Here is an 18,007-nt window from a genome sequence, read left to right as displayed (position 1 = left end):
TGTTAAACTTCAAAGTTGTTTTTTTCTAATATATTTAATTTTTTCTTCCGCTAATGCCAATACATTATCACTACATTCATATTGATAAATTGTATTTGCAATTTTTTCACTTATCAATTCGGACTTTAATACCTCCACATCAAGCCCAAAAGCTTCTGCTAGATTAGGCAGATTAGCCTCATCAAACTCTTTTTTTCCTGTCTCAATTTTACTCAAAGCCCCAGAATCTATTCCAATTCTTGCCCCCAATTGAGTTAAAGTCCATCCGTTATTATTTCTTAACTGACGAATATACTCTCCAAAATTTATTTCCATTGTCTTGACGTTTTTATCTTGACGATATCGACAAAACTACTGATATTTTATCTAACAAAAATATTGTGAATATTATTTTAATGTTGTAAATTATTTAATCTAGTAACTCAAAATCCTCGAACTATTTTCATTATAATTCTTCAAATCTATAACATCAGATTAATAATAAAAAAGTAGAATAAACTTACTCTACTTTTATTTTTGATTCATTTTTCATTATATACATTGTTGAATAATCAATCATATACATTATTCTATATATCTATATCATCATCCACCACACCATAAAATAGCTGTTCATATTTCCTACCCAAGAGGTCTTTAAAATAAGCTTTCGTTCGCAACATATCATTATCTACCAATAATTTTTGAAACGCTTGTTTAACCCTATTAATGTTAGGCTTACCTTTTAAATCACGCCAAAATGAGGGTTCTAAATAATTTCCAATTGCTAGTTTAACATTGTCAGCAAGTCCTTCCTTTTGATTTCTGTTATCTGTCAAAATAAAATTATCCATTTTTTCACAAAAGTATTTGTACAAATTCTCTATACTCTCATTAGCAAATAAATCATCAAACCGAGTTATACCCAGTTCCCTTAAATGGTTAGACTTTAACACAATCTCCACCCTCATAATATTAGTATGCAAATGCTTTTGTTTCTTCTTACTGTACACCTTAAAGCCGAATTTGCTATGTAAGAATTTCACAAAACAAGTATTGGCATCATTATAATTACTCGTTGGGGCTTTATAATCATACAGCAGAAAATTATAGTTAATATAATCATCTGGATCACGTTCCACTTTTAAATTGAAACCGAACTCTAGTTCTGTAATGGTCGCATCATTTAAATCCAGACCTTCAAAAAAATCCTGCAATGTTTCCAATGACTGTAAAATCTCCGTATAGTAGAAATCATTATAGTTATTATCCAGTAAATGACTGTAATCATTATCGTCTCCCCTGCTACTTAAATCATTATGCATTAAATGATTAAAATACTTATGTATAGAACCTTCTAAAACCGCCATTTTTTCACTTATTCTCAATTTAAGATTCTCTATATCAGCAATTATAGGATAAGTCGTAAATGAGGCTTTATTTTCCGTTAATTGCTTTTTCTGTAAAGCAGTAATTTTATTTCTAAATATATCTAACCATTTTTCTACGAAAGTTTTTTCTTTGGATTCTGCAACATTTGTAGTGATGTGTTTTCTCTGTACAGTTGGAAATTTATCCCCATTAGCATTTAACCACTTTTCTACAACGGTTTTATCTTTGAATTGTAGTTTTATATTATCTAACATTTTAAGTGGTTTTATGGTTATACAAAAAATTAACATCATTATTTTTAACGAAAACAGGAGCATAAGCTCCCGTTTCTTTTAATTTACTTAAATATATCTGTCTGAACATAATTATCCAATTTTTAGGCAATAGAAACCCTATACAAAGGGATTTTCCATTGTAGATTATAGACTAACTTTAAAATTTTAGTTTTAAAGCCTGAAAGTGTCTAGAATGTTCAGACTTTTATTCATTGTAACTCTAAAACCTCATATTATATCAGGCTTAGAATAGTTTGTTATAATTTTATTCATAAGTTATTGTTTGATTTAATACTCTTATTTTTTAACTGCTAAAACTTCTTTTCTATCGTAATATACCCTGTGCCCAATTTTTCTTGGTACTAAAATCTTTTTGTTATTCCAGTTAAAAAGCGTTGAATAGGTGACGTCCAGAAGTTCCATTACTTCTTTTCTAGTATAAAGCTCTTTTTCTTGTTCGTTTTGTTGTCCGATTTTAAGGGCTTCCAATACTTTAATAACTACTTTTTCAATTTCAGTAATTAATTCGTCTTTTGGTACTTGTACCAGTTGCAATGTGTTCATATTTTTATTTTTAAATTGTTAATACTATTTTATACATAACAAATTTTAGGGTATAAAAAAAAGACCTCCTTTTTAAAAGGTCTTTGATCTATCTTCAATTTTATATGTCTATTATTTTTTTCTACTATTTAATTTATTTTTAATTAAAGGACATAATCATCCTGTTAAACAGCAAAATTTCACTTACTGCCTTTAAAGCAAAAAACCTATGAATGCTAATGTAACATTTATAGGTTTTTTACAATATTTTGACTTTCCCTTTGTCAAAATAATTAATGAAAGTTAATTTATATTATTTTATATATAAAAAGTATTGTTTAACTTTCTGGTTAAATAACTACAAAAATCGTGCCAAATATTTTAATTTTTAAAAAAAGTCATTAATATCCTAAATTACTGAAAAATTTAGCAGTTGATTTCGCTTTTTCTACATCTGTTTTATTAATATAAGCCAACAATTGTTTTTCGGTGGTATGACCAGTAAAATTGAGAAGATAAGCAGTAGGTATCTTTTCATAAAAATTTGAAGCAAAACTTTTACGACCTATATGTGAAGTAACTAACTCATGTTTGGGAAACTCACCAAAAACTTTTCTTGTAATATTCTTTTTACCCTCTCTTTCTATAACCTCTGTCTTTCCATTATATATAATTTCATTAATCTTGGCAATCTCACAAACTTGCTTTATATAGAGGTTAAGATTTACCTCTGATATTTTACGAGGAAACTCTCCGCCTCTTTTAGCTAAAATCTCCAAAACCTTTTTCAATAAAGGAATTTTCATTTTAGCATTAGTTTTTTTCTGTGTAAATTCAATATACTTTTGACTTTCTGTATCTTCCACAATCATTGATGAAGTGAACCTTAAATAATCACTAACACGTTGTGCCGTATAACAAGCTATTAAAAGCCAATCTCTGGCATTATTCAGATAGTCATGTGGCATTTTTGCACTCTCAATCTTTTCAAGCTCTTCAAACGTTAAATAAATCGATTTAGGGATATGCTTTGTCGCCTTTTCAACTTCAAACCTCCAACCTATAACATGCTTATGAACATCAATATCAAATGATTCAGCTACTTTACAGACGGTCTTTAAAAATTTCAAATCTCTATAAGTAGTAGAAATACTATATAATTCTTTCTTACAATAACTCTCAAAATCAGTTCTGAAATGATTATCTAAGTCTTTAAACTTTAAATTCTCATACGTCTTTTTCTTCGTTTGTTTATACACAATATACCTACTTAACAAATTCTTTACAACATTAGCTTTCTTAATTGTGGAAAGAGAAGCATTTTCATTTTTCTTTAAATTAACATACACATCAAAGAAAGAAAGTACTTCATCAGAATATTTAGTTTCCTCATCAATTTTCATCTTTTGTGGCTCAATAACCCATTCCAACCATTCTTTAATATCAACCTCTGGGTTATCTATCTTGTATTTTGAAATAATATCTGCTTCCAGTTTTGATAAACGCACATTAATTGTATCAACATCATTTTCAGTAACCTTTTTAGAGGCAATCTTACATTTTCCATCTTTCCAATCTTTGGGTTTACATAATAAATATGGTATGGGAACTTTTAAATCAATATCCTTATCTCTAAACCGTAGCCAAATTGTACATTCTTTGTCTAAAACTTTACTTCTTAAATAATAACTAACTGATGCCATAATGTACTGCCTATTTTAAAAGTTGTATCCGAAATTGTATCCGAAATTATTAAATATCATTTAATCAAATTAAATCCAATTTTGATTAAACTACCTATAATACAGGTTTTATACAGAATACAAAAGTAAAGCCAAAGCAAATTATATTCAAAAAAGTAGTCCCTCCAACTCCACATTAAAAAGAGAATTTGTATTGCGCACTTTCTCTTTTTTATTTTAAGCCGGATAAACAACCTAAGAAATCAATATACAAAATAATAATTCCAGCTATTTCATGAAAATTCATGGTAATAACTGGAATTAAAAATTATTATATAAAATACTTTACTCTACCAATCCTGGAATTGTCTGTAATTCGTTAATTTCTGCATCATAATCTACAGCATCATATCCAAAACCAAATAGTTTAAAGAAATCGCTTCTGTATCCTTCCAGATCTGTTATTTCGCTGATATTCTCAGTAGTTACTTGATCCCATAATTGCGATACTTTATTCTGTATATCAGGTCTCATTTCCCAGTCATCAATTCTGATTCTTCCTTTTTCATCCGTTGGAATTTCTCTCGAAAACAGTTTAGTCTCAAACAATCTATAAATCTGCTCGATACATCCTTCATGAATTCCTTCTTCTTTCATTGCCTTATATAAAAGGGAAATATAAAGAGGAATTACAGGAATTGCTGAGCTTGCCTGGGTAACTAAAGCTTTATTAACAGACACATAAGCTTTTCCGTCAATATCTTTAAGTTTTTCAGAAATTTTAAATGCGGATTGCTCCAAATGATCCTTTGCTCTACCAATACTTCCGTTTCTATATATTGGAGTGGTAACTTCAGGTCCTACATAGGAATAAGCAATCGTTAAGCATTCAGGAGATAGCACATCTTCTTTTTTAAGAACATCCATCCATCTTTCCCAATCGTCGCCACCCATTACTTCCACAGTATTATTCACTTCTTCTTCAGTACATGGCTCTATTACAACATTGGAAACGACTCCTGAATGAAAATCTACTGTTTTATTTTCAAAAGTTTTACCTATTGGCTTGATAACAGAATTATAAACCTGTTGTGTATCAGGATGTATTTTTCTTGGAGAAGCAAGACTATATATTACCAGGTCTATTTTCTTCAAATCGGCTTTAATAAGCTCTATCGTTTTTTGTTTTATTTCATTTGAAAATGCATCACCATTGATACTTTTGGCATACAATCCTTTTTCATGAGCTTGCTTCTCAAAGGATACAGTATTATACCAACCCGGCGTGGCAGGCTTTCCTTCCATTGGAGGTTTTTCGAAGAACACCCCTATCGTAGAGGAATCCGAACCGAAAGCACTCACAATTCTGGATGCTAATCCAAAACCTGTTGACGCTCCTATAACAAGAACATTTTTAGGACCGTCAGCAATTTTTCCTTTTGATGTTGTAAAATCAATCTGATCAGTAACATTTTTTTCGCATCCTTCAGGATGAGCTGTAAGGCAAATAAACCCCCTTACTCTTGGTTTAATAATCATAAATTTTAATTTATTTCCTATCTATATTTCAAACAGATGATACTATGGTTATAATTTGCTTAAAATCCAGCTTATTATACCGTAATTCCTCATCAGCTTTGAAGATACTTCATTATATATTAAACCGACAATATAGGAAAATTTTAGATTGTATTTTAAAGAATCATGTATTAAATACTTCAATAATACTATTCCAGAGTGAAAAAACCAGATATTTAAATGATTACAAAACAAAAAGGCTCTTTTACAGAGCCTTACTATTTTATTTCATCCTTTTATAGAATTCATACAGCAGTTCAATATCTGCGGAGCAAATAATTGGTATTGCATCTTTCAGAATACTTTCATCCCAATCCCACCATTTCATTTCAAGCAGTAATTCGATATGCTGATCACTGAATCTTTTTTTAATGGGTTTTGCAGGATTGCCGCCTACAATCGTGAAAGGCTCAACATCTTTAGTAATCAACGCGCGACTCCCAATCACTGCTCCATCACCAATTTTAATGCCTGGCATAATCATGGCTTCCGTCCCAATCCAGACATCATTTCCTACTACAGTATCTCCCGCTAGTTGAAAAGCATCTTTACTATTTTTGAAGTATTCAACTTCTGACATATAAAAGAAAGGAAAACTTGAGATCCAGTCATAACGATGCCCCTGATTCCCGCACATAATAAAACTTGCTCCCGTTCCAATAGAGCAGTAAGAACCAATAATTAATTTGTCCACATCACTTCTGTCGGGAAGTAAATAACGGGCACATTCATCAAAAGAATGCCCATGATAATATCCGGAATAATAAGAATACTTACCGGCAATAATATTAGGATTTTGAATATGTTCTTGTATAATTTTGCCTTTAAAAGGACTTTCAAAGAAATTTTGCATTTTGTAGTTTTTGAATATAACAATAGAAATATTGGAATAGTAGAAAACTATTCCGGTAATACTTTTGGGTTTATGTATTCAAAAAAGCTAACGTGTTAATTGCATGACACACAAATATAGTAAAAAACCTCAAACCTTTCTCTCAATCTCACCCTTTATTCTACAAAAACGAGCCTTATTTAACTATTTTATCTACAAAATAAGTCCACTAATCGGAAAATAAGTTTTAATCCACTCTAATCCAATAAAATATAAATAACTGAAAACTAAAACACTAAAGCTTATTAATCTAAAATGATAGCCACTGCACCACAAAAAAGACTAAAAAAATGTTTTATCGTAAAGAATTTTATATATTTGCACCATCTAACAATTAAAAAAATAATTTACTATGTCAGACATTGCATCAAGAGTAAAAGCTATCATCGCTGATAAGCTTGACGTTGAAGAAACAGAAGTAACTCCTGAAGCTAGCTTCACTAACGATTTAGGAGCAGATTCACTAGATACAGTTGAATTAATCATGGAATTTGAAAAAGAATTTAACATTCAAATCCCTGATGATCAAGCTGAAAAAATTACTACTGTAGGACACGCTATCGCTTACATCGAAGAAGTAGTAAATAAATAATATTCTTCAACCAAAAAGAAAATTTTAAAAGTTTATGGAATTAAAAAGAGTAGTTGTAACCGGATTTGGAGCAATAACGCCAATAGGAAATAATGCAAAAGAATACTGGGAAAATCTTGTGAAAGGTGAGAGCGGAGCCGCTCCGATTACTCTTTTTGATGCCACAAACTTTAAAACGAAGTTCGCTTGTGAAGTGAAAGATTTCGATCCGTTGCAGCATTTCGATAAGAAAGAAGCTAAAAAAATGGACCGAAATACCCAATTGGGACTTGTTGCTGCTAAAGAAGCAGTAGCACATTCCAAAATTATAGAAGACAATGTAGATAAAAACAGAGTCGGTGTAGTTTGGGGTTCAGGAATCGGAGGTTTAGAAACATTCGAAACAGAAGTTTTAGGATGGGCAAATACCGAAATTCCTAGATTCAACCCTTTCTTTATTCCAAAAATGATTGCGGATATTACTCCGGGACACATTTCTATTGAATATGGATTCCACGGACCAAATTATACTACTGTATCTGCATGTGCATCTTCTGCAAATGCTATAATCGATTCCAAAATGCTGATCCAACTTGGAAAAGCAGATGTAATTGTGTGCGGAGGCTCTGAAGCAGCCGTTACAGCAAGTGGTGTCGGTGGATTTAATGCAATGATGGCACTCTCTACAAGAAACGATGATCCAAAAACAGCTTCAAGACCTTTTGACAAAGACAGAGATGGATTTGTTTTGGGAGAAGGTGCAGGATGTATCATTCTTGAAGAATATGAACACGCTGTAAAACGTGGTGCAACAATCTATGCAGAATTAAAAGGAGGCGGTTTGAGTGCTGATGCTTATCACATGACAGCTCCTCACCCTGAAGGTCTTGGCGCTTATCTGGTAATGAAAAGTTGTCTGGAAGATGCTGGTTTAACTGCTGATGAAGTAGATCATATCAATATGCATGGTACTTCTACTCCATTAGGAGATATCGCAGAATCCAACGCAATCTCTAAGTTATTAGGCGAGCATGCTTATGACATTCAGATTAATTCTACAAAATCAATGACTGGTCACCTTTTAGGTGCAGCAGGTGTTATTGAAGCTATCGCTGCGTTAGGAACTATTATTCATGGTATTGTTCCTCCTACCATCAACCATTTTACTGATGATGAAAATATTGACAGCAGATTAAACTTTACGTTTAATACGGCTGTGAAGAAAGATGTAAAAGTAGCCATGAGCAATACTTTTGGATTTGGTGGGCACAACGCTTGCGTTCTATTTAAGAAAATCTAAATTCAATGAATGGAGTTACAGAAATACTTTTCTAAATTCCTTCTCAAAAAAAGAAAAAGACAATTAACGGAGAGAGATTATTTTCTCAGTACTGAACTTAAAAAAGTTTTAGGTACCGAAGTACAAAATATTGCTCTTTACCGCGAAGCTTTTTCTTTAAAAAATTCTTCTAAAAATCAAGACAGCAATTATGAAAGGCTTGAGTTTTTGGGAGATTCTGTTTTGGGTACAATTATTTCTTGTCATTTGTTCCAGACTTATCCTCAAGCTAATGAAGGATATCTGACACAGATGAAATCTAAGATTGTTAATAGGAAAAATCTTAATAAACTAGGAGAAGACCTTAGGCTTACGAATCTTCTGCAAAAGCAGAATAACTCTTCGGCTTTAGGGGAGAATATCTCCGGAAATTTATTTGAAGCCTTAATCGGTGCTGTATATTTAGACTTTCATTATGATGCTTGCAAAAGAATCATTCTGGAAAAACTTTTGACCCCTTCCGAGATTAACAAGCTTGAGAACAAAATTGTAAGCTACAAAGGGCTTCTTCTTGAATGGAGCCAGAAAAAGAAGGTAAATATAAAGTACGAGACCTGCGAAGAAATACAGGCTAATAAAGCTGTGGTCTTTAGGTGTCATGTATGGCTGGGAGAAGAGAAGATTGCCAATGCAACGGAAACCTCCAAGAAAAAAGCTGAAGAAAAGGCTGCACAAAGGGCATTTTATATTTTAAATAAAAAAGAAAATATACTTGGAAATTCAAAAACTTTATGATCTTGATGATATAGAATTTGAGGATATTGCCATAGGATTGGTAAGATTAGCAAAAAATATACCTGCTCATGAGTTTTTCTACAAAATAAACCAGACCAATAATCTCAACTTTTCAAGAAAGAAAGATGTAGTCTTTCACGGAGATTATTATGAATATTTTTTTCCAAGATTTGAAGCTTATCACAAGTTTTCTAAGACCTGTTTCACCTTTATTTCAAATAAATCTTCTGAAAGTAAACAAAAAAAAGTTCAAACCGAGCTCTTTACAGAAGAAGAAAACATTAAATTTTTATTAAATAATCAGGTAGATGTAGAATATATTCTGCATAGTTCGGAACAGTTTCCTGATTTTTCCGTAATTTTGCTCCCTGAAAATCTTGTGTTTCCAATTCAAGATTACACACTGAGTTCTGATGAGGAACTTTATCAAATTATCCAGTATTATGAATAAGTATTTAAAGAAGACAAAAATTATCGCAACACTAGGTCCTGCTTCTTCATCGAAGGAGGTAATGTTAGATTTAATGAAAGCGGGTGTTGATATTTTCAGAATAAATTTTTCACATGCAGATTACGACTTAGTTCGAAAAAATATTGAAATAATTAGAGAGCTAAACAGCGAGTATGGTTATTCAGTGGGTATTTTAGGGGACCTTCAGGGACCTAAGCTAAGAGTAGGTGTCGTAAAAGAAGGATCTTATCTGAATCCCGGAGACATTCTTACCTTCACGAATGAAAAGATAGAGGGAGATTCTACAAAAGTATTCATGACTTATCAGCAATTCCCTCAGGATGTAAAGGTAGGTGAAAGAATCCTTATTGATGATGGTAAGCTTGTACTAGAGGTTACTGAAACCAATGAAGTAGATACGGTAAAGGCTAAAACGATTCAAGGGGGACCTCTAAGTTCCAAGAAAGGAGTAAACCTTCCTAATACACAGGTTTCTCTTCCTGCATTAACAGAAAAAGATATTCAAGACGCTAATTTCATGCTTGACATGGAAGTAGACTGGATTGCTCTTTCTTTCGTACGTCATGCTCAGGATATTATTGATCTTAAAGATTTAATTGCAAAACATCCAAACGGGAAATTCAAAACTCCGATTATCGCGAAAATTGAAAAACCTGAAGGAGTTAAAAATATCGAAGAAATTTTATTGGAATGTGACGGGCTGATGGTTGCACGTGGTGACCTAGGTGTAGAAGTTCCGATGGAGGAAGTTCCTGCTATTCAGAAAAATCTGGTAGAAAAAGCAAGATTCTACTCTAAGCCTGTAATTATCGCTACTCAGATGATGGAAACGATGATCAACAGCTTAACACCAACGAGAGCAGAAGTAAATGACGTTGCTAACTCTGTATTGGACGGTGCTGATGCAGTAATGCTTTCAGGAGAAACTTCTGTGGGTAGATATCCGGTTCAGGTTGTGGAAAACATGGCTAAAATTGTGAAAAACATTGAAACCACTCACTTCTACCAACATAAAAACGAGCCGATTGAAAAAGACTATAACTGCATCGATGAGAGATTCATTACAAACAGGGTATGCCTTGCAGCCGTAAGAATTGCAAAAACTACGAATGTTTCTGCAATCGTAACGCTTACTCATTCCGGATATACAGCTTTCCAGCTTGCAGCTCACAGACCGAACTCTCATATCATCGTGTATAGTGGAAACAGAAGAGTAATTACTATGCTGAACCTTCTTTGGGGTGTTCACGCTTACTATTACGATATGAAAAAGTCTACAGACGAAACGATCATCCAGGTAAACATGTTAACGCATAACTACGGTTATATTGAAACTGGAGACTTTGTAATTAACATCAATGCAACTCCATCGTATGAAGGTGGTAAAACAAATACATTGAGATTAACGACAGTATAAGCAATAAGCAATAAGCAATAAGCAATAAGCAAATTTACTTTTTGTCAAAGCATAAAAAACTCCCGAAATTGATTTTCGGGAGTTTTTATTTATACTATCATTGCAGCTCTTAATTACCTACAATCGTCTTTGCTGTTACAAACTCTTTTAAAGCCAGTAAAGACAGCTCTGTTCCATATCCTGAAGCCTTGGAGCCTCCAAAAGGAAAACGAGGGTCAGAACTTGTCATTCTGTTGATATTTACCGTTCCAGATTCAAGGTTCTCGATAAAGAATAACTGACGGTCTTTATTTTGAGTCCAAACTGAATTGGAAAGTCCAAAAGGAATATCATTGGCAATTTGTAGTGCTTCTTCGGCATCTTTTGCAATCATTACCATTCCTAAAGGACCAAAAAGTTCTTCTTTTAAAATTGGATTTCCTTCTTGAACTCTGATCAAACCTGGTTTAAATTCATTTTCTGAAACCCTTTCTAAAGGAAGAATGATTTCTGCACCATTTTCTAATGCTCTGTTGAATTGAGCTTCCAACTCATCAGCTAAGTCTGGTCTTGCCATTCCTGCTAATTTTGTTTCTTTATCGAAAGGATCACCAATTTCATATTTTTTATATTCTTCAATGAAAATAGGTAAAAACTGATCTTCAACTTTTTCATCAATAATAAATCTTTTTGCTGCAGTACAGGTTTGTCCACAGTTTTGAAGTCTTGATTTTGCTCCAGCTTTTGCAGCTGCCTCAAAATCCCCATCCTCAAAAATAATGAATGCATCACTTCCTCCAAGCTCAAGCAAAGATTTTTTGATATTTAATCCGGCAATTGAAGCCACTTCTCCACCTGCTTTTCCACTACCTGTAAGGCTTACTCCTTTTACAACCTCATGTTCAAGGATTTCTTTTACGGCTTTATGCCCTACTTCAAGGTTCTGGAAAATACCTTCAGGGAATCCTGCTTCCAAAAGAACTTCTTCAATGGCATTTCCGCTTCCGAAACAAATTGAAGCGTGTTTTAAAACAACTGTATTTCCTGCTAAAATGGCAGGAATAGCAAACCTCAGCACCTGCCAGAAAGGAAAGTTCCATGGCATTACTCCTAAAATTACACCTTTCGGAACATAATGAACTTCAGAATAAGCAAATTCGGATTCTACTTTTTCGGGTTTTAAAATATTTTCTGCATCGGCATAATAGTTCATCATTAAAGCACACTTTTCTACCTCAGCAATAGATTCGGAAATGGGTTTATTCATTTCAGTGGTAATGATCCTGCCAAATTTCTCTGAATTATTTTTAAGTATTTCTGCTGCTTTTGCAATTAACTTCTGCCTTTCCTCAAACGGCAATTTTCTCCACACCGAAAACGCTTTATCTGCTTTAACAAGCTTGTTTTCAATTAATTGTTCCATAATATAATTTCTGTTTTAAATTCAGCTAATGAATTTATGAGCGCTTTCAATCTAAAAGCACGATAAGGGCAGCAAATTCTATTCCTTAAGGGTAAATAAAAGAATGATTTTCTCTATCGGAAGAATATAGCTTTATCTTAAATCATTAGCCATTCATTCACCAGACAAGCGGCAAGCCTAGCCGTTCTATCTTGGATATCGAACGATGGATTCACTTCTGCTACGTCCAGTGCAACCAGTTTTTTGTTTTTCAGAATATGTCTGTAAAAATGCATAAAGGTTGCATCTGCAAAGATACCATTATATGCCGAAGCTGAAACCCCCGGAGCGATAGATGCATTAAAAACATCCATACAAATCGTAAGATAAGCGAAATCTACATTTTCTAACAGGTCATCAATACGCTGATAAACGGAAGGTAGATTTTCAAAGAATAATTCGTCGGAAAGAATGTATTTCATTCCATATTGATGTGCTGTATCAAATAGCTTTAAGGTATTGGAGTTTCTCTGAATACCGATATGCAGGGAATTGATAGGTCCTTCCTGTGCGATTTGCCAGAATCCTGTTCCTGAACTTGGTCCTACTCCTTTTTCCGGCTGTCTGTTGTCAAAGTGAGCATCAATATTGATGATTCCTATTTTTTGTTCAGGAAATGCTGTTTTAATTCCTAAATAATGAGCATAGGTGACTTCGTGTCCTCCACCCAGAACAAGAGATTTTCCGCCTTTTAAAAGTACTTTAGAAACATTTTTGGCAAGATTATTCTGAGTATTTTCCAGATTACCATCTTCACAGGTAATGTTTCCAAAATCCAGCATGGAAAAGTTAGGAAGAATAACCGGAAAATTAGACATATTTTTCCTAATCACATCCGGTGCATCTTTTGCTCCCTGACGTCCTTTATTTCTCCTGACTCCTTCGTCCACGGCAAAGCCATGCAACGCGAAATCATTCGTGGAAATATTATCGTAATTCTGTTCTTCTTTTACTCTCTGAAATAGTCTGTGGAAGAGAAGCTCTTCTCCGTCCAATCTACCCTGCCAAATATTTTGAAACATATTCCTTTAAAATTCAATTTTAGTCACATCATTCTATTCAGTAAAGCTAATTAATATTGTTTAGATATAAAAACTCCTTTTATATAATTATACAAAGAATTCAAGGGTATAAAGAATTAAAACCACTGTTCATAAAAAATGCAGAAGAGAAAAGGTCTTCTGCATCAATTTATCTTTATCAAATTATTTTAATTATTCTCTAAATCTCCCTCTGACTGCCGGAATAAATGTTCTGAAAAATAATACAACAAATACTAATAAAGCAGCTCCCAGCTTATATTGCATACTTCTATTTTCATGATTAAAAGAAAGGAGAAGTCCTGACAAGGCAACAATAGCAATCAGATAAAATACAGAATATAGGTACCCTGCTCTATTTTCATGTTTAAATTCACCTCCGTTCGCTGAAAACATTTCATCAAGCATGTTATTTGCTATATTTGAATCAACCTTTCTGATATCAGAAGTCAGATTCTTTACAATAAAGTCTTTTTTGGTGCCTGATTTGACCGCATTCAATGCATATTCAAAGTTTTTTTCAGATACTCCAAGTGAGAGATATTTTTCTTTAATATCTTCAAATTTAATTTTCATTTATTAGGTATTAGTTAATTTTTATAATGTTTAATCAACAAGGTTTCCATCAATATAAACATGTTCAGCTTTAAGGCTTCCCTGATTATATAATACATTCTGGAAATTATTGGTTTTAAAGGTGATGAAATCTGCCTTTTTCCCGGTTTCCAAAACTCCTCTGTCTTCCAGATTAAGTGCGTATGCTGCACGGAAAGTCATTCCTGCTAAAACCTCAGCTGTCGTTAGTTTCTGGAATGTAGCAAGAATTGAAGCTTGAGTAATTAAATTCCCCATCGGTGCAGACCCAGGATTCCAGTCACTGGCAATGGCTACAATAGCTCCGGCATCTAATAATTTTCTGGCTGGAGTAAATTTTTCTCCAAGTCCTAAGCTTGCTCCCGGAAGTGCGGTGGCTACGGTATCAGATTGTGCAAGGAAGTCTATATCTTCATCAATGGTTGCTTCCAAATGGTCTGCTGATTTTGCGCCTACTTCTACTGCAATTCTTGAGCTTCCAGGCGTAAACTGGTCAGCATGAACGGTTATTTCAAAACCTAAATCTTTAGTTTTAAGTAAAAACTCTTTACTTTCTTCTGGTTGAAACGCTGATTTTTCAATAAAGATATCTACTCGCTTAGCCAGATCCTCTTCTTTTACTTTGGGAAGTATTTCGGTAAGAATATATTCAAGATATTCAGGATTGCTTCCTTCGAAATCTCTTGGTTTTAAATGAGCAGAAAGACAAGTAGGAACTAAAGTTGCTTTCGTAGAGTCTTGTGCTTTTTTAATAATTCTAAGCATCTTTAACTCGTTTTCCACATCGAGTCCATAACCGCTCTTCACTTCAATGGTTGTAATTCCAAGATCAACAAGGAATTTAATTCTTTCTAATAGTGTTTTCAGCAGTTCTTCTTCAGAAGCATTTCTTGTATGCTGCACAGAGCTCCAGATTCCTCCTCCACTTTCAGCAATTTCCAAATAAGTTTTCCCTGCATTACGCATTGCAAAATCATTGGCACGGTTTCCACCGAAACAAATGTGAGTATGTGAATCTACAAAAGCAGGCAGAACCACCTGTTCTCCTTCAATGGGTTCGATGTGAATACCGGGATTTTCATTTTTTAAAGTTTCAAAATTCCCAATTCTCTGAATGGTATCATTTTCTACGATAAGTCCTCCATCAACAATGATTTCCAATTGCTCATCGGAAAGTTTTCCTCTTAATGGTAAATTGGCAAGGGTTACAACTTGCTTAAATGGTCCTATTAATTTCATTATCTAAGGTTAAGGTTATAAAATGAATTATATTATTATTCCATGGAGTTCCAGTAAGGAAATGATATATCTAAAATAAAATAATTCAAGTATTAATTTTCCTTTCAAAAATACTTAAAATATCTCAATTCATCTCTTAAACCTCAGCCTTGGGATGAATCATTACTTCAATTTCACCTTTTCTCAATCTTCATTTCAATCTTAGCCTAAATTTGCTATCTTTGAGGTAAATGAAATGAATTAATGCCAGATTTTTTACATCCAGATAAGGAAAACTACTCACGAGAGGAGTTGATGCAGGAAGAAAAAATTCGTCCCCAAAGCTTTAAGGATTTTGCGGGACAAAGAAAAACGCTGGAAAATCTTGAGGTTTTTGTAACTGCTGCCAAAAGACGTGGCGGTGCGCTCGATCATGTTCTCTTACATGGTCCTCCGGGTTTGGGAAAGACAACTTTAGCTAATATTATAGCCAATGAGCTTGGGGTAAACTGCAAAATTACTTCTGGTCCTGTATTGGATAAACCAGGAAGTTTAGCAGGGTTATTGACCAATCTGGAAGAAAATGATGTTCTTTTCATTGATGAGATTCATCGTCTTTCTCCGGTTGTTGAAGAGTATTTGTATTCAGCGATGGAAGATTATAAGATTGACATCATGCTGGAAACAGGTCCTAATGCAAGAAGTGTACAGATAGGGTTAAATCCTTTTACTTTGGTGGGAGCTACAACGAGAAGCGGGATGCTTACAAAACCGATGCTTGCCAGATTTGGTATTCAAAGCCGACTGGAATATTATTCTATTGAGCTTTTATCAATGATTATTCAAAGAAGCGCAAGGGTTCTGGGAGTGGCAATTTATGAAGATGCGGCAATTGAAATTGCAAGAAGAAGCCGTGGAACCCCAAGGATTGCCAATGCTTTGCTTAGGAGAGTACGTGATTTTGCAGAGATCAAAGGAAACGGTGAAATTGAGATCAAGATTACTAAATATGCTTTAGATTCTTTGAATGTAGATGAGTTTGGGCTGGATGAAATGGATAATAAGATCATGCGTGTGATGATTGAAAATTTCAAGGGAAAACCCGTGGGAATTTCTGCTTTAGCAACCTCTATCGGAGAAAATCCGGAGACTCTGGAAGAAGTATATGAGCCGTTTTTGATACAGGAAGGCTTTATTATCAGGACTCCGAGAGGTAGAGAGGTTACCGATAAGGCTTACCAGCATTTAAATATTTCAAGACCTAGAAATCCTGGAGAACTTTTTTAGTTTAAAGTTCTAAGTGTGGGTTTAAAGCTTTAATATATAAGTTATTAATTGATGTTTGTACCTAAATTATACAGAAGTGAAGATTTGAATCTGATGAGAGAAATTATCAGGGAGAATTCTTTTGCTTTACTGATTTCTTCTGTTGATAAGATTCGGGCGACTCATTCCATGATGATGCTGAATGAAAATGATCCGGAAAATGCTTATATTGAAACTCATATTTCCCGGGCAAATCCTCAGGCGAAAACTCTGAAGAACGGTGATGAAGTTCTTTGTGACTTTTTAGGTGCTCATACTTATATTTCCAGCAGTTGGTATGATCATATTAATGTTTCTACCTGGAACTATGAAGCGGTACAGATTTATGGAAAAGTGGAATTAATGGATCAGGATGAGCTTTACAGTCATTTGGAGAAATTAACATCAAAATACGAACAGTTTCAGCAATGTCCCATGATGGTAAACGATATGGGAAAGGAATTTGTGGAAAAGGAAATGAAGGGAGCTTTTGGAATTAAAGTGATTCCGACAGAAATATTCATCAAACAAAAGTTGTCTCAAAACAGAAAGGAAAATGATTTTAACAATATCATTTCTCATCTTGAACAATCAGATGATGATGCAAGGAGAATTGCTGAAAAGATGAAACTAATAAAGAAATAATCAAAATATACATATGAAGCTATATCCAATACAATGTGGAAAATTTAAATTAGACGGCGGTGCCATGTTTGGTGTCGTCCCAAAAAGTCTGTGGGAAAAAACCAATCCGGCAGACGAAAAAAACCTGATCGAATTAGGAACCCGTTCTCTTCTTATTGAAGACGGAAAAAAACTGATCCTTGTAGACTGTGGTCTTGGGAACAAACAGGATGACAAGTTTTTCGGACACTATTCTCTTTGGGGAGATGATAATCTTGATAAAAATTTAAAAAAATATGGTTTTGTAAAGGAAGATATCACCGATGTATTCCTTACGCACCTTCATTTTGATCACTGTGGTGGTGCTATTGAATGGAATGACGACAGAACCGGTTACAGACCTGCTTTCAAAAATGCACAGTTCTGGACAAACGAAAACCACTGGCAATGGGCAACGGAACCTAACGCAAGAGAAAAAGCAAGCTTCCTGAAAGAAAACATTATGCCTATGCAGGAAAGTGGACAACTTAACTTTTTACCGCTTCCTACTACAGGAAATTACGGTTTTGCACCTGATCTGAAAATGGATGTCATCTTTGTAGACGGGCATACGGAAAAGCAAATGCTTCCGGTAATCCAGTATCAGGAGAAAACAATTGTTTTTGCAGCAGATCTTATTCCTACCGCAGGACATATCAATCAAGTATATGTGATGGGATATGATACAAGACCTCTTTTAACACTGGAAGAAAAAGGAAAATTCTTAAAACAGTGTATAGATAACGAATATTTATTATTCTTTGAACATGATGCTCATCATGAGCTGGCAAGTCTTAAAATGACCGAAAAAGGAGTAAGACTTGATGAAACGTTCAGTTTTAATGATGTTTTCGGTTATTAATTTTTAATT

At 33.8% G+C, this 18,007-nt stretch carries 18 protein-coding genes; 8 read left to right on the top strand and 10 right to left on the bottom strand.

All coding sequences use genetic code 11. From position 1 onward, the window contains the following. Positions 1–9: 9 nt before the first annotated feature. From AC5YGG_RS12370 to catB, 6 genes are all read right to left on the bottom strand, one after another. On the bottom strand, positions 10–315 hold the full coding sequence (locus tag AC5YGG_RS12370; protein ID WP_496144789.1) for a helix-turn-helix domain-containing protein: 306 nt from the start codon (positions 313–315) through the stop codon (positions 10–12). A gap of 254 nt (positions 316–569) precedes the next feature. Beyond that, positions 570–1,625 carry a hypothetical protein gene (locus tag AC5YGG_RS12365; RefSeq protein ID WP_496144788.1) on the bottom strand — a complete coding sequence of 352 codons (1,056 nt, stop codon included), beginning with the start codon at positions 1,623–1,625 and terminating at the stop codon, positions 570–572. A gap of 318 nt (positions 1,626–1,943) precedes the next feature. Next, positions 1,944–2,210 (bottom strand): helix-turn-helix transcriptional regulator, encoded by a 267-nt coding sequence (locus tag AC5YGG_RS12360; protein ID WP_496144787.1) that lies wholly within the window; start codon positions 2,208–2,210, stop codon positions 1,944–1,946. Between the two features lie 380 nt (positions 2,211–2,590). Beyond that, entirely contained in the window at positions 2,591–3,892 is a 1,302-nt protein-coding gene (locus AC5YGG_RS12355; RefSeq protein ID WP_496144786.1) for a phage integrase SAM-like domain-containing protein, read from the bottom strand. 324 nt (positions 3,893–4,216) lie between these two features. Continuing rightward, positions 4,217–5,410, bottom strand: a complete 1,194-nt coding sequence (gene fabV / locus AC5YGG_RS12350; protein WP_496144785.1) for an enoyl-ACP reductase FabV — start codon at positions 5,408–5,410, stop codon at positions 4,217–4,219. A gap of 262 nt (positions 5,411–5,672) precedes the next feature. Further along, a complete protein-coding gene (gene catB / locus AC5YGG_RS12345) occupies positions 5,673–6,302 on the bottom strand; it encodes a type B chloramphenicol O-acetyltransferase (RefSeq protein ID WP_496144784.1) in 630 nt (209 codons plus the stop codon). A 391-nt stretch (positions 6,303–6,693) separates the two neighbouring features. On the opposite strand from catB, the gene AC5YGG_RS12340 reads away from it, so the two are divergent. The 5 genes from AC5YGG_RS12340 to pyk are packed head-to-tail and all read left to right on the top strand — an operon-like array spanning position 6,694 to position 10,875. Further along, a complete protein-coding gene (locus tag AC5YGG_RS12340) occupies positions 6,694–6,933 on the top strand; it encodes an acyl carrier protein (protein ID WP_002976354.1) in 240 nt (79 codons plus the stop codon). A gap of 34 nt (positions 6,934–6,967) precedes the next feature. Next, positions 6,968–8,212, top strand: a complete 1,245-nt coding sequence (gene fabF / locus AC5YGG_RS12335) for a beta-ketoacyl-ACP synthase II (protein WP_496144783.1) — start codon at positions 6,968–6,970, stop codon at positions 8,210–8,212. A gap of 9 nt (positions 8,213–8,221) precedes the next feature. Further along, entirely contained in the window at positions 8,222–8,986 is a 765-nt protein-coding gene (rnc, locus tag AC5YGG_RS12330; protein ID WP_496144782.1) for a ribonuclease III, read from the top strand. After that, positions 8,964–9,437 (top strand): IPExxxVDY family protein, encoded by a 474-nt coding sequence (locus tag AC5YGG_RS12325; RefSeq protein ID WP_496144781.1) that lies wholly within the window; start codon positions 8,964–8,966, stop codon positions 9,435–9,437. The genes rnc and AC5YGG_RS12325 overlap by 23 nt, the downstream gene beginning before the upstream one ends. Next, positions 9,430–10,875: a pyruvate kinase gene (pyk, locus tag AC5YGG_RS12320; protein WP_496144780.1), complete on the top strand. Its 1,446-nt coding sequence runs from the start codon at positions 9,430–9,432 to the stop codon at positions 10,873–10,875. The genes AC5YGG_RS12325 and pyk overlap by 8 nt, the downstream gene beginning before the upstream one ends. 109 nt (positions 10,876–10,984) lie before the next feature. Here pyk and AC5YGG_RS12315 read toward each other — a convergent pair whose 3' ends face one another. The 4 genes from AC5YGG_RS12315 to hutI form a co-directional block, all read right to left on the bottom strand. Then, positions 10,985–12,277 (bottom strand): aldehyde dehydrogenase family protein, encoded by a 1,293-nt coding sequence (locus tag AC5YGG_RS12315; RefSeq protein ID WP_496144779.1) that lies wholly within the window; start codon positions 12,275–12,277, stop codon positions 10,985–10,987. A 137-nt stretch (positions 12,278–12,414) separates the two neighbouring features. Beyond that, positions 12,415–13,338, bottom strand: a complete 924-nt coding sequence (gene hutG / locus AC5YGG_RS12310; protein WP_496144778.1) for a formimidoylglutamase — start codon at positions 13,336–13,338, stop codon at positions 12,415–12,417. Between the two features lie 192 nt (positions 13,339–13,530). Continuing rightward, positions 13,531–13,932, bottom strand: a complete 402-nt coding sequence (locus AC5YGG_RS12305) for a hypothetical protein (protein ID WP_496144777.1) — start codon at positions 13,930–13,932, stop codon at positions 13,531–13,533. 30 nt (positions 13,933–13,962) lie between these two features. Continuing rightward, positions 13,963–15,189 (bottom strand): imidazolonepropionase, encoded by a 1,227-nt coding sequence (gene hutI, locus AC5YGG_RS12300; protein ID WP_496144776.1) that lies wholly within the window; start codon positions 15,187–15,189, stop codon positions 13,963–13,965. Between the two features lie 243 nt (positions 15,190–15,432). Between hutI and ruvB the strand changes: the two genes are divergently transcribed. From ruvB to AC5YGG_RS12285, 3 genes are read left to right on the top strand one after another with little or no spacing between them, the layout of a single operon-like run. After that, positions 15,433–16,455, top strand: a complete 1,023-nt coding sequence (gene ruvB, locus AC5YGG_RS12295) for a Holliday junction branch migration DNA helicase RuvB (protein WP_496144775.1) — start codon at positions 15,433–15,435, stop codon at positions 16,453–16,455. A 51-nt stretch (positions 16,456–16,506) separates the two neighbouring features. Next, entirely contained in the window at positions 16,507–17,118 is a 612-nt protein-coding gene (locus tag AC5YGG_RS12290) for an FMN-binding negative transcriptional regulator (RefSeq protein WP_496144774.1), read from the top strand. A 13-nt stretch (positions 17,119–17,131) separates the two neighbouring features. Continuing rightward, positions 17,132–17,998 carry an MBL fold metallo-hydrolase gene (locus tag AC5YGG_RS12285; RefSeq protein ID WP_496144773.1) on the top strand — a complete coding sequence of 289 codons (867 nt, stop codon included), beginning with the start codon at positions 17,132–17,134 and terminating at the stop codon, positions 17,996–17,998. Positions 17,999–18,007: the final 9 nt, after the last annotated feature.

The organism is Chryseobacterium sp. CS2K3, from assembly GCF_059515185.1.
This window is presented reverse-complemented; position numbering and strand designations above follow the sequence as displayed.

Excerpts from the sequence above, each read along its gene's own strand:
- ruvB (WP_496144775.1), top strand. The coding sequence starts at position 15,433 with ATGCCAGATTTTTTACATCCAGATAAGGAAAACTACTCACGAGAGGAG.
- AC5YGG_RS12370 (WP_496144789.1), bottom strand. The coding sequence starts at position 315 with ATGGAAATAAATTTTGGAGAGTATATTCGTCAGTTAAGAAATAATAAC.
- pyk (WP_496144780.1), top strand. The coding sequence starts at position 9,430 with ATGAATAAGTATTTAAAGAAGACAAAAATTATCGCAACACTAGGTCCT.
- AC5YGG_RS12305 (WP_496144777.1), bottom strand. The coding sequence starts at position 13,932 with ATGAAAATTAAATTTGAAGATATTAAAGAAAAATATCTCTCACTTGGA.
- AC5YGG_RS12360 (WP_496144787.1), bottom strand. The coding sequence starts at position 2,210 with ATGAACACATTGCAACTGGTACAAGTACCAAAAGACGAATTAATTACT.
- fabF (WP_496144783.1), top strand. The coding sequence starts at position 6,968 with ATGGAATTAAAAAGAGTAGTTGTAACCGGATTTGGAGCAATAACGCCA.
- AC5YGG_RS12290 (WP_496144774.1), top strand. The coding sequence starts at position 16,507 with ATGTTTGTACCTAAATTATACAGAAGTGAAGATTTGAATCTGATGAGA.
- fabV (WP_496144785.1), bottom strand. The coding sequence starts at position 5,410 with ATGATTATTAAACCAAGAGTAAGGGGGTTTATTTGCCTTACAGCTCAT.
- hutG (WP_496144778.1), bottom strand. The coding sequence starts at position 13,338 with ATGTTTCAAAATATTTGGCAGGGTAGATTGGACGGAGAAGAGCTTCTC.
- AC5YGG_RS12285 (WP_496144773.1), top strand. The coding sequence starts at position 17,132 with ATGAAGCTATATCCAATACAATGTGGAAAATTTAAATTAGACGGCGGT.
- hutI (WP_496144776.1), bottom strand. The coding sequence starts at position 15,189 with ATGAAATTAATAGGACCATTTAAGCAAGTTGTAACCCTTGCCAATTTA.
- catB (WP_496144784.1), bottom strand. The coding sequence starts at position 6,302 with ATGCAAAATTTCTTTGAAAGTCCTTTTAAAGGCAAAATTATACAAGAA.
- AC5YGG_RS12355 (WP_496144786.1), bottom strand. The coding sequence starts at position 3,892 with ATGGCATCAGTTAGTTATTATTTAAGAAGTAAAGTTTTAGACAAAGAA.
- AC5YGG_RS12315 (WP_496144779.1), bottom strand. The coding sequence starts at position 12,277 with ATGGAACAATTAATTGAAAACAAGCTTGTTAAAGCAGATAAAGCGTTT.
- AC5YGG_RS12340 (WP_002976354.1), top strand. The coding sequence starts at position 6,694 with ATGTCAGACATTGCATCAAGAGTAAAAGCTATCATCGCTGATAAGCTT.
- AC5YGG_RS12365 (WP_496144788.1), bottom strand. The coding sequence starts at position 1,625 with ATGTTAGATAATATAAAACTACAATTCAAAGATAAAACCGTTGTAGAA.
- rnc (WP_496144782.1), top strand. The coding sequence starts at position 8,222 with ATGGAGTTACAGAAATACTTTTCTAAATTCCTTCTCAAAAAAAGAAAA.